We start from the raw sequence: 14,491 nt of genomic DNA on the forward strand, positions 1-14,491 counted from the left end.
CAACTCCGCGATCTTTCGCATCTTCGCTGCGTCATGGTCGTCCCCTTTGACTTGAACTGTGACGAAGTTACCCGTACCCTTCTTCATCTTTCACCCTGCGGGAGGAGTGCGATGACAGCAATCATGAAGGGGACGTTGACGCGAGCGCTGTGTGCGCTGGCCGTCCTCGCGGCCACCGGGTCGGCGGCCTGGGCGCAGTCGGGCCTGGCCACCGTCACCGGCATCGTGTCGGACGGCCAGGGGGCGGCGGTCCCCGGCGCGTCGGTCACGGCAACCAATACGGCCACGAACGTCCCCTACACGGGCGTCTCGAACGAGGCGGGGGTGTACACCATCAACGCCCTCCCGATCGGGGCCTACCAGGTCAAGGTGGAGCTCTCGGGCTTCAAGACGGTCACCACCAACGTCAGCCTGTCGGCGGGCCAGACGGCGCGCGTGGATGCGGCGCTCGAGGTCGGCAGCCTGACCGAGTCGGTCGAGGTCACGGCGACCAGCGCGGTGCTCCAGACGGAGAACGCGGTGGTCGGCGCGAAGATGGAGCGCGAGCAGGTGGAGAAGCTGCCGATCCAGGGCCGCAACCTCTCGACGGCGACGCTGTACACCGCCGGGGTCACCTCGCCCAATCCCTCGTCCTTCAACAGCCTGAAGAACACCGGCGGCGGTCGCCCGTACGTGAACGGGCAGCGCGAGCAGGGCAACAACTTCATGCTCGACGGCGTCGACATGAACGACGCCATCGACAACCTCATCGCCTACCAGCCGAGTCCGGACGCGGTGGAGCAGGTGAGCGTCGAGACCAACAACTACTCGGTCGAGCAGGGCAACGTCGCCGGCGCCATCGTCAACATGGTGCTCAAGTCAGGCACCAACCGCGTGCAGGGCAACGGTTTCTGGTACTGGCGCGACAACGAGCTGGCGGCGACCCCGTGGGCCACCAACCGGTTCGGGGGCAGGAAGGCCGGCTTCACGCGCGACATCTTCGGCGGCACGATCGGCGGCCCGATCGCCAAGGGCAAGCTGTTCTTCTTCGCCGACTACCAGGGCGGCCGGCTCGAGAACCCGCCTGCCGATTCGTTCACGACGGTCATCCCCGACGCGTGGCGCAACGGCGACCTGAGCAGCCTGCTGGCGAGCAACATCGTCGTGCGCGACCCGCTCACCGGGCAGCCGTTCCCGAACAACCAGATCCCCGTCTCGCGCTTCAGCACGTTCGCGCGCAACCTGCTGGCCAACGAGGCGCTCTATCCGCGGGCCAACGTGAACCGGGCGATCTCGGACTTCCGCCAGAACTACCTGGGCAAGTCCGCCTCCTCGGAGCGCACCAACCAGTACGACTTCAAGGTCGACTGGAACGCCTCGACCAACGACAAGACGTACGTCCGCTTCTCGCGCCAGACGCACTTTGCCGAGACCGAGCAGACGGCGATGCCGCTCCTGTACGGGTCGATCTCCGAGAACCCGTTCTGGAGCGTGGCCGGCAACTGGAACCGCATCTTCGGCGCCAACATCGTCAACGACCTGCTGATCGGCTACAACGACAACTCGTTCAACAGCGCTCCGCTCGACCTGCGCGGCCTCGGCGCGTTGAACAACCAGCTCGGTATCGGCGGCGATCAGCCGATTCCCGGCCTGACGCAGGTCGCCCTGGGCAACAACGTCTCCAACATCGGGACGATCGGCATCGGCAGCAACACCAACAACGGCGTGTTCCAGATCAACGAGCGCCTCACGTGGCTGAAGGGCCGCCACACGCTGAAGTTCGGCGGGTCCTGGAACCACTACGTGATGGACCGCTACTACTCCGGCAACAACGGGCAGCTCGGGTTCATCACCTACAACGGCAACTTCACGGGCGCCGCCTTCGCCGACTTCCTGCTCGACCAGGTCCAGAGCAAGGGCCGCGGCTCGCTGTCGGAGCCCTGGACGCACCTGCAGGACCGCATCGCGTTCTACGTCGCCGACGACTTCAAGGCCACCGACCGGCTGACGCTGAACCTCGGCCTGCGCTGGGGCTACACGTCGCCGCTCGTCGAGAAGGACGACCGGCAGGCCAACTTCGACCTGACCAACGCGCAGCAGCTGTTCGCCGGGCAGAACGGCAACAGCCGTGCCCTCTACGAGCCCTACTACAACGGCTGGGAGCCGCGCATCGGCGCCGCCTACCGCGCCGGCGACAAGTGGGTCTTCCGCGGCGGCTACGGCATCACGCAGTACATGGAGGGCACGGGCGCCAACCTGCGCCTGCCGCTGAACCCGCCGTTCTTCTTCGAGTCGCAGACGACCTACGACATCAACAACCCCGGGACGATCTCCACCGGGTTCCAGGGCCTGCAGGCGCTGGACCGCCCCTCGGGGGTGGTGCGCGCATGGGATCCCAACCTGCGTCCGCAGTTCACGCAGCAGTGGAACGTCTTCGCGGAGTACCTGCTCGGGGCGCGCACGTCGATCAACGTCGGGTACGTCGGCAACAAGTCGAGCAACCTCGTGACGCCGATCGAGGGCAACCAGCCGCTGCCCGGCACCGGTGACCCGGCGACGTGGCCCAGCCTGCAGTCGCGGCGGCCGCTGTTTGCCTTCAACCCGCTGATCACCGACATCAGCACCACGGCGTCGCGTGGCCGCAGCGATTACCACGCGCTGCAGACCACCTTCAAGCAGCGGATGTGGAAGGGCCTCGACCTGACCGCCAACTACACGCTCAGCCGCGCCAACTCGAACAACCTGGGCTACTACGGCTCCGGCGGTGTGGCGTCCGAGGGCGCGTACCCGGTCAACAGCTACGACATCGAGATGAACTACGGTCCGGCGTTCTTCGACGCCCGGCACATCGTCTCGATCGCCGGCAGCTACCAGCTGCCGGTGGGTCGCGACCGCGCGTTCGGCGCCAACATGGCCAAGGCGCTGGACTGGATCGTCGGCGGCTGGGACACGAGCTTCGCCTTCACCGCCCACACGGGCTACCCGATCACGGTGCAGGACAGCAACCGCCCGTCGCGGCAGACGACGCGCTCGCTCGACTGGCCGAACCTGGTCGGCGACCCGGTGCCGGCCAACCAGACCATCGACAAGTGGCTGGAGCGCTCGGCCTTCCAGTCGGCGCCCCTGGGCACGTTCGGCAACGCCGGCGTCGGCGTGGCGCGGGCGCCGAGCTACTGGAACGCGGACTTCTCGCTGTCCAAGCGCCTGGTCACCTTCGGCCGCCAGTACATCCTGCTGCGCGGCGAGGCGTTCAACGTGTTCAACCACCCGAACTTCGGGCCGCCCGATCGCAACATCCAGAGCCAGACGTTCGGCACCATCACCAGCACGGTCGGCGACCCGCGGGTCATCCAGCTGGTGGCCAAGTACTTCTTCTGATCGCCTGACCTTCGGAAGGACGGAAGGGTAGAAGAGTAGAAGAGTAGAAGGCAGGGCGGGAAGGGCGAAGGGCGGAAGTCTTCAAGGCTTGAAGGCTTCTCCTTGCACCCTCCCGCCCTGTTCCTTTTCCGGGAAGCCCACAACGTCAACGCTACGTCGCCGCGCTCGAGAACCCAGCGCCCACCGGGCTTCTATCCAGCGCCTCCCTCCGTGGTCTGCTGGTCTTCTTCGCAGCGACGCTTCACCTTGACAGTGACCCTCCGCGATGTGCGTATACTCCGGCTCGAAGCCATGCCGGACTGCCGGAACTCGGTGAGCGCGGAAGCGATTGGCACGCATGTGGCGCGAGTCAAGGGCAGCAAGCAGTTCGGCGCGTCTCCGCGTTTGCAGGAGTTTCTCCAGTTCGTCGTCGACGAGGCGCTGGCTGGCCGGGCCGACACGCTGAAGGAACACACGATCGCCGTGTCGGTGTACGGACGGCCATCGAGCTTCGACCCGAAACTCGACTCCATCGTGCGAACCGAGGCGAGGCGGCTGCGCGCCCGCCTGCAGGCGTATTACCAGTCCGAAGGAGCCGCCGACCACGTTCGGATCGAGTTGCCGCTCGGACGCTACGTGCCGGAGTTCGTCGCGCGACGCACCGAATCCCCGGCACTGCTCCCCGAAGACCGAGCGGGCTCCAACGACACGGCCCGCGACTCGCCAGCCGAGACCCCAGCGACAGCACCCCAGCATTCTGGGCGAGCATCCGCCAGGTCCAGGACGCGCACCTATTGGGTCGCGGCCGGCCTCATTGCGATCGTGCTGGTCTTGGCTGCGGCAGTGCTGCTCCAGCAGCCACGCACGACTCTGCCCGGCGAACGACGCGTGTCGGTCCTGATCGTTCCCTTCGACTACGAGCCAGGGCTCGAGTTGCCGGTCGGCTCCCTCGAGAGCGCCATCGAGTTCGCGCTGACTGAGTCGAGGATGGTGCAGGCGGTCCCTCGGGTGCGGGTCACAGACGCGTTCCGATTGATGCGCCTCGATCCTGCGACGCGGCTCACGCCCGACCTCGCGACGGAAGTTGCTGCACGGGACAGCGCCATCGACGTGGTGCTGACGGGCGACGTCACACGGCAGCGGAACGAGTTGGTCGTGTCGGCTGGCTTGCGAGAGGCGGCCACCACCCGTGCGCTCGCCTCCATCCGCAAGCCTCTGAAGACGCCGGACGAAGCATTCACCGTCGCGGCGAGCCTCGCGACGTGGGTGCGGTCGCTCGTCCGAGATGTCGATGCTCGACGGGAGCAACTGGAGCCTGCCGCGACCCGTTCCATAACGGCGTTGCGGGCCTACTCGCGCGGGCTGGAGCAGGCCGACGAGCAGAAGTGGGCCGCCGCCGAAGCCCTGTTCAGGGATGCGATCGCGGATGATCCACAGTTCGCTTCCGCGCACATACGCCTGGCGTGGGCGCTTCGCGCAGTGGGAAGATCCAACGAAGAGGTCTTGATCGCAGCACGCCGGGCGGAAGCGTTGGCTGCACATGCCAGCGAACAAGAGCGGCTCTTCATTCGGGCGAGTGTCCGGCATCTCGAAGGTCGCCTGGCTGAGGCCCTTCAGATCTACGAGGCTTTGGTGCAGGCCCACCCTGATCACCCGGGGGCTCTGGGTAACCTGACCGGCACCGGATTTCCGCTTCGGCCCTCGCAGGCAAACGCCTACTGGAGGCGGTACGCCGATCTGCGGCCGAACGACGCCAACCTCGCGCTCGAGACTGCGACGCAGTTGGCCTTCTCAGGCGCGCCGCGTGCGCTTGCTGACAGGTACCTGACCAGGGCGAGATCACTTGATCCCGGTCCGGATGCATCGTGCCTAATCCAGCACGTCGAGGCGTTCCATCCGTGGACCGCGGGCGATGTCGGCCCATGGCTGCGCGCGGTGGACTGCGCGGCGCGTGTCGCGCCGAGCAGCAGGCACGCCATTTGGGTCAGTTTGCTGCTGCTGAGCGCCGGCCGGCCGTCCGCGGCCTCGGACGGCTTCCTTCGCACTGGCGATTCGGTGGCCACAAGTCGGTGGTCGGCCATCGCCGCCGCTGCTGCGGGAGATCGCGGGGCACTGAGGAGGCACGCGCTGGACCTGAAGGACACCCGCCCCAACGCCTTGTCGACCATCCTGCAGGCTTGGGCAGGCGAGCGCGAGTCGGCCGCTGCCATGGCGGCGAGCCGCACTTTGAGTGTGGTGCCGGGGGCGAGCCCCACCCAGCTGGAGGCCTTCTGGCAAGTGGCCGAAGCCGAACTCGGTGTGGCTCGAGGCGAGACGCTTGGTACGCAGTGGTCTGACCAGTTGAGGCGGGCCATGACGTCGCTCGAGGCGACCGGCGCTCCGGAGTACTTCATTGCGGCGCACCGTCTCTCCGTGTTGTTCGAGCGCAGGGGCGATGTGACAAGCGCCCGACGCGTGCTGGAGCAGGCGGTGTCGCGCCGCGCCGAAGCATACCCGACGTCCGTCGTCTTCTGGCTGGCGTGTCTCGACCGCCTGGCGCAACTCGAACGTCAGGGAACCACCTCGGAGGCCGGGACGGGGTCGTCACGCATGCTCGCGGCCACCCTTGCGGCAGCCGAACCAGGGTTCAACCCTGCGGCGGTATTCAGCAACGTGACAGGCCGGCGCTGAAAGCACCTCATCACCCCCGCCTCACCCCTCCTCACTGACGTGGACCCGGGGCCGCTTGCCATCCTGCTGGCTGTCCTGCAGGACCAAGCCACCACCCACGAGGAGTAAGCAAGATGCCCCAGTGTCATTTCTCCACCCGCCGCGCCGTTCACGGCGGCCTCCACGCCCTCGCCGTTGCCGCCCTGGTTGCAGCCGCGGGGCTCACGTCGAGTGCCCAGAAAAGGGGCGCACCCACTCACGCCACGGCTGAAGTCGCCTTCGCGGACCGCCTCGACAGCGGCGGAAATCCGGTCGATGGTCTGACCAGTGACGGTGGCGGCGCGTACCTCGCGCTGGTCGGTCTGGAGGCCGGCGATGTCCGCCTCGACCTCCGCAGCACCGGCCGTGTCGTTACGGTCCGCCTGGGCGCGCCGGAGTCCACGGCGACCGGCGTCGTCGTTCCCAGTGGGGTGACCATGCTGGCGGACGAAGCCTTCTTCGTCCCCGACATTCTTTCGATTCCTAAGGGCACGACCGTCAAAAGAGTCGGCCGCATCGGGCTCGGCTCGGGTTACCCCAATCACGCGCTGGGATTCCGGTACACCACAAGCCAGAACGTCACTATCTACGGCTCCGAGCTCTGCGTGACACGGCGCAACGTCGCAGGGGCCGTCTGGGACATCAGCTCATCGTGCGCACAGGAAACAAGCGACGTCGCCGGCCTGTTCGAGGAGAACGTGAAAGCCAAGGTGACTCACCGGTTCAAGGCGACATACATCGTGCCGTTCGCGGCAACGGTAACCTGCACCGCCAACTGTCCTCAGTAGCTCCTCTCGGTGTATCGGGTGGCGAGCGGCTGTGCCGCCGGCCACCCGATCGGTGCTCCTTTGGGCTCCATACCCTCAAGACGTCGCTGGACGTGGCGTTCCGGCCGGTCTTCCGGAGCCCGCCTCGGACCGTACAAGTGCGGTTTGCCCTTTTGTACGACGCCGAAGGAGTTGCCGGTGGCGGTCGGCTTGCCGTCGTCCACGGACGTCTTCAAGACTTCAAGACTTGAAGAATTCCTGCCTTCCGCCTTCCCGCTCTGCCTTTTTACCTTCTACTCTTCTACTCTTCTTACCTTTTCCTGCCGATCCCGAACTGGTCGCCGCAGGCGACCACGCGGGAGTCGGCGACCTGCACCTCCACCAGTTTCTCGCTGCCGATCTGGCGGCCGGTCTCGTCCTGGAGGGCCTTGACGAGCCGTCTCGATGCCACGTCGAACACTTCGCCGGTCGACGGGAATGCCAGCCGGCCGTCCAGGCTGAAGGTCACCCACCCTGGCTGATCGCGCACCTTCAGCGTCGCCACCTGGCGGGGCGGCATGACGGTGTTGTCGAACACGTGCAGCGCCGAGTTGTGCCCATCACAGACCCACACCTCGCGCTCGTCGGGCGTGAGGCCGATGCCGTGGCTGGGGCAGCCGTGCCGTGCCACGGGTCCCTTCTCGACGCCCTGCACGTCCACCTGGTGCAGCACCTTGCCGGTGCGGATGTCGCCGACCTCGAAGCCGAGCCGCTCGTTCACGTTCACGTACGCCAGCGTCTCCGCGGCGTTGACCGTGAACGGCCTGATCGAGGCCGAGAACGGCCCGACGCGCCCGACCACCGTGTGCGTCCTCGCGTCGGCAATCGAGAGATACGGCGAGGCCAGTCCCTCGAGGTACACGTGGCGGCCCTTCGGCCCCCAGAGCGTGTTGTGCGCCTTCGAATCGAGCTTCAGGGTCGAGATCGTGCGTCCGGTGAGGCCGTCGATGACGTTCCAGTGGGGTCCCTCGAACGAGGGCACGTACAAGGTACGGCCGTCCGGCGACACCGACAGCCGGTCGCAGCCGCCCGCCGGCGCCACGTCCCACACCACGCGGTCGGTGTTCAGGTCGATGCAGATCAGGCGCGTGATGCTGGTCACCCACAGCCGGCCGGTCCGCGCGCTGGCGGCCACGCCCTTGACGTTGACCGCCTCCTTGCCGTCGGCCACGGCCCACGTGGGGATTCGGCGGACGAAGGCGAAGTCGTCGTCGATGTCGTAGACGAGCACGCCGACACCGCCGTACTGCTGGTAGTTCCTGATGCCCGGCTGCGCCACGTACAGGTAACGCCGCGCCGCCCCGGCACTGGCTGCCATGGGCGCCAACGCCATCGCCGCGCCAGCCGCGAGAAAGTCGCGTCGCTTCATCGCGTCCTCACAGTTCCTTCAGCCAGGCTTGCGCGAAGGCCTGGGCGGCGGTCACCGCCGGCTTGCCGGCGCGATAGCAGGCCTTCCACAGGCTGCCCTGCCTCTCGTGGGCGGCGCTCACGAACACCTGCCGTCCGTTCTTGTCGGCGGTCTTCGCGGCGAAGTCGACGGTCGGCACCAGCGCCACGAAGGCCGTGAGCTGCTGCTTGAGCACGCCCTTGAGGTTGTGCTCGTTCCACGCCACCTGCTCGGCTTCCTTGCGGCCCTGCTCGGCCTCCGCGTACAGCGCCGCCGTCGTGTCGGGGCCTTCCACCTCGAGGGATCGAATCAGCGCGTAGCCGCGGCGTATCGCCGCCTCGTCGGTCATTGCCAGGATGGCTTCGGCCTCCTTCAGGATCCGGGCGCTGCGCGCTTTCGACGGTCCCGTCGACGACCTGGCCGATTCCCGCCACGAGTCGAGCTGGAAGGGAATGATGCGCTTGATCTCCGCGCCCGACTGCTTCTCGGCGGTGTCGACGATGTTGGCCGCCATCTGCCGCTTGTTGTACGCCTCGTAGGCGGCGAAGTCGCCCTTCTTCATCATCTGGTCGGGCGTGCTCACCTTCAGCCCGTGGTCGACCGCGTCGTACTGCCGCTTGATCGCCTCGGCGTGCGCGCTGACGAACGTCTCCGACATCACCAGCGACTTCAACGCGGCGCCGGCCTTCTGCACGAACGCGACGCGCCCGCCGTCGTCGAGGGCCTTCAGGGCGGCGCTGGTGGCCTTGCCGAGGTACGGCACGTCGGGCAGTTGGCCAGGCTGTTCGTCACGCAGCACCCGGTTGGCGTTGTCGGCCAGCCGGAAGTTGGCCAGGTCGAGTGGGTCGGAGGGCGTGGCGGGTGCCGCCGCGCGCGGCGCCGCGGCGCTCGACGTGCCGGTCGCCGGCGTCGTGGCGGGTGCGGCGGTGGTCGCCGGTGCGGGGGCCGGCGCGGGTGTCGGCGCGGGCTCGGTCGTCGTCTCGGTGGGGGCCGGCTTGCCCTTGAGGACGTCGGCAGCCTTCTTCTTCAGCAGCCCGCCGAACTGGGCGCCGAGGCCGACAGGCGCGGCGACGAGCACCGACAGAACGAGGCCGAGCACGATCCTTGACGTCATGAGTTGGAGTCCTCCATCGAGAGAGTGGACGCCGGCCCGCCGAACGTGACGCGGTCGACCTACCAGCGGCTACCATCATCTGGTGACAACGAGCCTGCAGGAGCAGTACGCGCCGTCAAGTATCTGCTACGGCTGTGGTCCCGCCAACCCGCAGGGCCTGCAGGTGCGCAGCGTCGTCGACGGCGACCGGGTCGTGTGCGACTGGACCCCCGCGCCGCACCATCATGCCTTCCCCGGGATGGTCAACGGCGGCATCATCGGCAGCATCCTCGACTGCCACTGCAACTGGGCGGCCGCATGGCACCTGATGAAGCGCCTCGGGCTGGACCACCCGCCATGCACCGTCACGGCGAGCTACACCATCGAGATGAAGCGCCCGACGCCAATCGACGGCCCACTCCACCTGGTGGCACGCGTCGTCGAGGCCACCGACGACCGGTGTACCGTCGAGGGCACGCTCGAAGCGGCCGGCCGCGTGACGGCGACGTGCCGCGGCGTGTTCGTCGCCGTCAAGCCGGGCCACCCGGCGTATCACAGGTGGTAGAGCGAAGGGTAGAAGAGTAGAAGGACAGAAGGAAAGAAGGCAGAGCGGGAAGGGCCAAGGGGGAAGCACCGAAGGGTTGAAGGCTTCACCTTCTTGAGGGCTTCGTGCTTGCTCTTTCTTCCGCCTTCCCGATTTGCCTTCTACTCTTCTGCTCTTCTACCTTCGTTCCTTCGTCAACGCGCTCAGAGTTCGCGGAGCGCGTTGACGATCGGCAGGCGGGCGGCGCGGATGGCCGGCAGGATGCCGCCCAGAAAGCCCATGACGAGGGCGCACGCGAGGCCCTGGACCAGCAGGGCCGGCGTCACCCGGAACGCGAACGCCACCTGGCTGAACGACTGGAAGTTCATCGTCGACGTGCGGTAGCCGTCGAACACGCCCCACGCGAGCAGGCCGCCGGCGATGCCGCCGATGAGCGCGAGCACCGCCGACTCCGCCATCACCGACGCGACGATCGACAGGGCCCCGAAGCCGAGCGCCCGCAAGGTGGCGATCTCGCGCGTGCGGCTGGCCACCGCGTTGTACATCGTGTTGATCGCGCCGAACACCGCGCCGATGCCCATCAACCCCGCGATCACGAAGCCGATCGTGCGGATGATCGTCTGCAGCACCGTCGACTGTTCGGCCAGGTAGTCGGTCTCGCGCTGCGCCATCACGTTGAGGCGCGGGTCGGCCGCGAGCGCCGCCTTGAACGCCTCGAGCCCATCCTCGCGCTCGAGCTGCACGTACACCGACTGGAACGAGTCGCCTCGCCGGTACGCGCCCTGCAGTACGCGTGCATCGCACCAGATCTCCGATTCGGAGATGGCGCCGTCGGCTTCGAACACGCCGACGACCTTCCACACGTTCTCGCCCCAGCGCACGTCGCGGCCCACCTCCAGCCCCGTGAACTGGCCCGCGGCAGCCCGCCCGACGATGATCTCGTTGCGTCCCGGCTGGAAGGGCCGGCCCTCGACCATGCGCAGCCGCGGCCTGACCGCGAACGCGCCCGGCTCCACGCCGCGCAGCGGCACGTTGGCGTCGCTGCCGGTCGAGCGCTTGGGGTGGTTGACGATCACGAAGAGCTCGGCGGACGCGACGGGACCATCGGGGCCCTGCGCGAGACCGGGCGCGTCCTTCACCAGCTGCGTGTGCTCGCGCATCAGGATGCTCGACAGCTCCGAGTCGGTGCCGGCACGCATCACGATGGCCGTCCGAGGATCGCCGGCCGTGGTCATCGCGGCCCGGAAGCCCTGGGCGATCGAGAGCACGGCGACAAACACCACCACGACGCCGGCGATGCCGACGATGGCCACGATGGAGGAGCCGAGGCGCTGCGGGATGCTGCGGACGTTGACGGCCGTGATGGCGAGGATCTGCGAGAGTGCCTGCATGGCGATCACCCCTGGCGCCGCAGCGCGTCGACGATGCGAAGGCGACCGGCCTGCCAGGCGGGCAGCAGGCCCGCGGCGATGCCGAGCGCGACAATCAGCCCGACGCCGAGCACGAGGTCGCGCGTCGGCAGGAAGAACGCCGGCAGGAGACCGCCCGTCGGGTCACCCTGCTGCGTGATGAGCCACGCGACCAGCAGGCCGGCACCGCCGCCGATGACGGCGAGCATCACCGACTCCATCAGCACCAGCCCGAGCAACTGGCCGTCGCCGAAGCCGAGCGTCTTCATGATCGCCAGCTCGTTGGTCCGCTCGCGCACCGCCTGCGCCATGGTGTTGGCCGCCACCAGCAGGATGGTGAACAGCACGGCGGCGAGGATGGCCATCAGGATGCTGCCGATGTCGCCGATCTGCTTGGCGAACGCCTGGACGAACGCCTTCTCGGTGGACGTCTTGGTCTCCGACGACGAGTTGGCGAACAGCGCATCGAGCCGCGCCGCCACGTCCTCGGACTGCCGCGGATCAGCCACCCGCACGACGTACCAGCCCGTCAGGTCCTTGCCGAACGTGCGCGTCTCGTTGAAGTAGGCGTAATGGAAGAAGAACTGCGTGGTGTCGGTGCCCTTGGTGCCCGCCTCGTAGATGCCGTCGATGGTGAAGGTCCAGGGGGCGTCGTCGGCGGTGCGCCAGATCGTGCCCCTCAATGGAACCCGGTCGCCGACCTTCCAACCGAAGCGATCGGCGAGCGCCCGACCCACGACCGCCCCGGTCCGATCGGCAAACCATGCCTGCTTCTGGGCGTCCGGCAGCACGTACTCCGGGTACATGGCCAGCCATGACTCGGGATCGACGGCAAACTGCGCGAAGAAGTTCTTCGGGTCCTGGTAGATGCCGCCGAACCAGCTCGAGTGCGTCACCCCAGACACCCCGGGCGTCGCGGCGATGCGATTCATGTAGCTCAGGGGCAGCGGCTGGATGAACGACACCTTCTGGATCATCACGAGCCGGTCCTGACCCGCCAGATCGACGCCCATGCCGAAGGCGACGCGCAACGCCATGAGCGCGCCGAACAGCAGGAAGGCGATGAAGATCGACAGCGCCGTGAAGAGCGTGCGCAGCTTGCGCCGCAGCAGGCCCCGCCACACCAGGTGAAGGTACTTCACGCCGCCACCTCCTGCACCAGCAGGCCCTTCTCGAGGTGCACCAGGCGCGAGGCACACGCGGCGGCGTGCGGGTCGTGCGTCACCATGACGATGGTCTTGCCGTGCTCGCGGTTGAGGGTGCTGAGCAGCGCCAGGATCTCGTCGCCCGACTTGCGATCGAGGTCGCCCGTCGGCTCGTCGCAGAGCAGGAGCGTCGGATCGGTGACGATGGCGCGCGCGATGCCGACGCGCTGCTCCTGGCCGCCCGAGAGCTGGCGCGGATAGTGGCTGGCGCGCTCGGACAGCCCCACCACCGACAGCGCAATCGACGCCCGCTTCCGACGTTCGGCCCCGGACAACCGCGTGAGCAGCAACGGCAGCTCGACGTTGCGCTGCGCCGTGAGGACCGGCAGCAGGTTGTACAACTGGAACACGAACCCGACGTGCTCCGCGCGCCATCGCGCCAGCGCCGACGAGGACAGGGCATCGATGCGCTGGCCGCCCACCTCGATGCTGCCGGCGGTCGGCTGGTCGAGGCCGCCCAACAGGTTGAGCAACGTCGTCTTGCCCGATCCGGAGGGGCCCATCAGGGCAAGGAACTCGCCTGGTGCGATGTCGAGGTCGACCCCCTGCAGCACGGCGATGCGCTCGCTGCCGCGGCGGTACGTCTTCTCCAACTGGCGGACCTTCACGAGCGGCGACGAGGTGGCTGGAGCGTTCATTTCGTGGTCTCCTCGATGGCGGCGCCATCGGTCAGCGTGGCCGGTGGGTCGACGACGACGCGGTCACCCGCGACGAGGCCCGACGTGATCTGCGTGTCGGCTCCGCTCGTGCCGCCCGTTTCGACGGCGCGCCGGGTGACCCGGCCCTGGCTGGCGAGCAGGACCCACGTGCGGTCACCTTCGCGACGCAGGGCGGTCGTCGGCACCCAGAGCGACGGCGCCTCGCGCGTGCCGGCCCCCGCCACCTGCCCCGGCTTGAGGAAGGTCACCTTGACGCCCATGTCGGGCAGCAGGCGAGTATCGAGGGCATCGAAGCCGATGCGGACGAGCACGGTGGCCTTCTGGCGATCCGCCGTCGGCACCGTGGTGATCACGTGTGCCGGGATCTGCCAGTCGGGGTAGGCGTCGAGCACGGCGCGCACGGGTTGCCCGTCGGACACGCGCGTGATGTAGCTCTCGTTGACGTCGACCTCGATCTCGAGCGAGGTCATGTCGACGATGGTGCAGATGCCGGTGCGGGTGAAGCCGCCGCCGGCCGACACGGGCGAGATCATCTCGCCCGGCTGCGCGTCCTTGGACACGGCCTTGCCGCTGAACGGAGCGCGGATGATCGTGTCGTCGAGATCGGTGCGGCGCACCGCGACCTGCTGCTCGGCGACGTTCACGTCCTGGCGCGCCGCCTGCAGGCGGGCGCGCAGCGCATCGACCTGTGCCGTCGCGGTGTCGACGTCGGCGGCGGGCACGAGGTTCTCCTTGGCGAGTCGCTGCTGACGGCCCAGCGCGAGTTCTGCCTCACGGATCCGCACTTCCGTCTCGGTGAGTTGCGTGCGCGCCGACGCCAGCTGAGCCTCTGCCAGCTGCAGGAGCGCGCGGGCGGTGGAGTCGTCGAGACGGGCGAGGACCTGTCCCTGCGTGACCGCCATGCCTTCCTCCACGTGGATCGAGACGACCTTCCCGGTGACGCGCGACGACACCGTGGCCCGCCGCCTCGCCGTCACGTACCCCGAAGCGTTGAGCACGGCATCGTCGCCGCTCCCGGTCGTGCCCGGTCGGCGCGCGACGACGGCCGCGGTTCTCACGGGCGTCGGGCGGGGGCGCGTCCAGGCCCACCAACCGGCGCCGGCGACAGCCAGCAACACGAGGCCGAGCAGCCAGCGGCGCCGTCCCCCGGCGCCCTGCCGGGCGCTCCGATCGAGCTTGAGTGACGCGAGGTCGGCGCTGAGATCGTTCACGGAGATGTCCCCAGACGGCACCGCACGTGCCGTCGTCGATGGTCATTGACGATAGACTGCGCGCGACGTTCGGGTTCATCGGCGAACGCACGCTGTCGCCCGGCGAGCGGCGAGGGCGCCGGGCCGGCTGTTTCGACGTTCCGATTTCGAACG

Annotated in this window: 10 protein-coding genes; 4 read left to right on the top strand and 6 right to left on the bottom strand. The window is 68.1% G+C overall.

Translation table 11 applies throughout. From position 1 onward, the window contains the following. The first annotated feature begins 111 nt into the window (after nucleotides 1-111). The 3 genes from TBR22_RS01725 to TBR22_RS01735 all read left to right on the top strand — a co-directional run bounded on the left by TBR22_RS01725 (nucleotide 112) and on the right by TBR22_RS01735 (nucleotide 6,812). A complete protein-coding gene (locus tag TBR22_RS01725) occupies nucleotides 112-3,357 on the top strand; it encodes a TonB-dependent receptor (RefSeq protein ID WP_239491225.1) in 3,246 nt (1,081 codons plus the stop codon). 246 nt (nucleotides 3,358-3,603) lie between these two features. Then, a complete protein-coding gene (locus tag TBR22_RS01730; RefSeq protein ID WP_239491226.1) occupies nucleotides 3,604-6,006 on the top strand; it encodes a hypothetical protein in 2,403 nt (800 codons plus the stop codon). Between the two features lie 113 nt (nucleotides 6,007-6,119). Continuing rightward, entirely contained in the window at nucleotides 6,120-6,812 is a 693-nt protein-coding gene (locus TBR22_RS01735; RefSeq protein ID WP_239491227.1) for a hypothetical protein, read from the top strand. 289 nt (nucleotides 6,813-7,101) lie between these two features. On the opposite strand, the gene TBR22_RS01740 is transcribed toward TBR22_RS01735, so the two are convergent. After that, a complete protein-coding gene (locus TBR22_RS01740) occupies nucleotides 7,102-8,199 on the bottom strand; it encodes a YncE family protein (RefSeq protein WP_239491228.1) in 1,098 nt (365 codons plus the stop codon). Between the two features lie 7 nt (nucleotides 8,200-8,206). Then, the gene (locus tag TBR22_RS01745) at nucleotides 8,207-9,331 is read right to left on the bottom strand and encodes a hypothetical protein (protein WP_239491229.1); all 1,125 of its coding nucleotides are present in this window, start codon (nucleotides 9,329-9,331) and stop codon (nucleotides 8,207-8,209) included. Between the two features lie 82 nt (nucleotides 9,332-9,413). Between TBR22_RS01745 and TBR22_RS01750 the strand changes: the two genes are divergently transcribed. Further along, a complete protein-coding gene (locus tag TBR22_RS01750) occupies nucleotides 9,414-9,875 on the top strand; it encodes a PaaI family thioesterase (protein ID WP_239491230.1) in 462 nt (153 codons plus the stop codon). A 182-nt stretch (nucleotides 9,876-10,057) separates the two neighbouring features. On the opposite strand, the gene TBR22_RS01755 is transcribed toward TBR22_RS01750, so the two are convergent. The 4 genes from TBR22_RS01755 to TBR22_RS01770 are packed head-to-tail and all read right to left on the bottom strand — an operon-like array spanning nucleotide 10,058 to nucleotide 14,338. Next, the gene (locus TBR22_RS01755) at nucleotides 10,058-11,245 is read right to left on the bottom strand and encodes an ABC transporter permease (RefSeq protein WP_239491231.1); all 1,188 of its coding nucleotides are present in this window, start codon (nucleotides 11,243-11,245) and stop codon (nucleotides 10,058-10,060) included. Between the two features lie 5 nt (nucleotides 11,246-11,250). Further along, nucleotides 11,251-12,405 carry an ABC transporter permease gene (locus tag TBR22_RS01760; RefSeq protein ID WP_239491232.1) on the bottom strand — a complete coding sequence of 385 codons (1,155 nt, stop codon included), beginning with the start codon at nucleotides 12,403-12,405 and terminating at the stop codon, nucleotides 11,251-11,253. Beyond that, nucleotides 12,402-13,106 (bottom strand): ABC transporter ATP-binding protein, encoded by a 705-nt coding sequence (locus TBR22_RS01765; protein WP_239491233.1) that lies wholly within the window; start codon nucleotides 13,104-13,106, stop codon nucleotides 12,402-12,404. The genes TBR22_RS01760 and TBR22_RS01765 overlap by 4 nt, the downstream gene beginning before the upstream one ends. Next, a complete protein-coding gene (locus tag TBR22_RS01770) occupies nucleotides 13,103-14,338 on the bottom strand; it encodes an efflux RND transporter periplasmic adaptor subunit (RefSeq protein ID WP_239491234.1) in 1,236 nt (411 codons plus the stop codon). The genes TBR22_RS01765 and TBR22_RS01770 overlap by 4 nt, the downstream gene beginning before the upstream one ends. Between the last annotated feature and the right edge of the window lie 153 nt (nucleotides 14,339-14,491).

The organism is Luteitalea sp. TBR-22 (assembly GCF_016865485.1).
GTDB lineage: Bacteria > Acidobacteriota > Vicinamibacteria > Vicinamibacterales > Vicinamibacteraceae > Luteitalea.

Coding starts and splice junctions, on each gene's coding strand:
- TBR22_RS01745 (WP_239491229.1), bottom strand. CDS start 9,331: ATGACGTCAAGGATCGTGCTCGGCCTCGTTCTGTCGGTGCTCGTCGCC.
- TBR22_RS01755 (WP_239491231.1), bottom strand. CDS start 11,245: ATGCAGGCACTCTCGCAGATCCTCGCCATCACGGCCGTCAACGTCCGC.
- TBR22_RS01725 (WP_239491225.1), top strand. CDS start 112: ATGACAGCAATCATGAAGGGGACGTTGACGCGAGCGCTGTGTGCGCTG.
- TBR22_RS01765 (WP_239491233.1), bottom strand. CDS start 13,106: ATGAACGCTCCAGCCACCTCGTCGCCGCTCGTGAAGGTCCGCCAGTTG.
- TBR22_RS01740 (WP_239491228.1), bottom strand. CDS start 8,199: ATGAAGCGACGCGACTTTCTCGCGGCTGGCGCGGCGATGGCGTTGGCG.
- TBR22_RS01735 (WP_239491227.1), top strand. CDS start 6,120: ATGCCCCAGTGTCATTTCTCCACCCGCCGCGCCGTTCACGGCGGCCTC.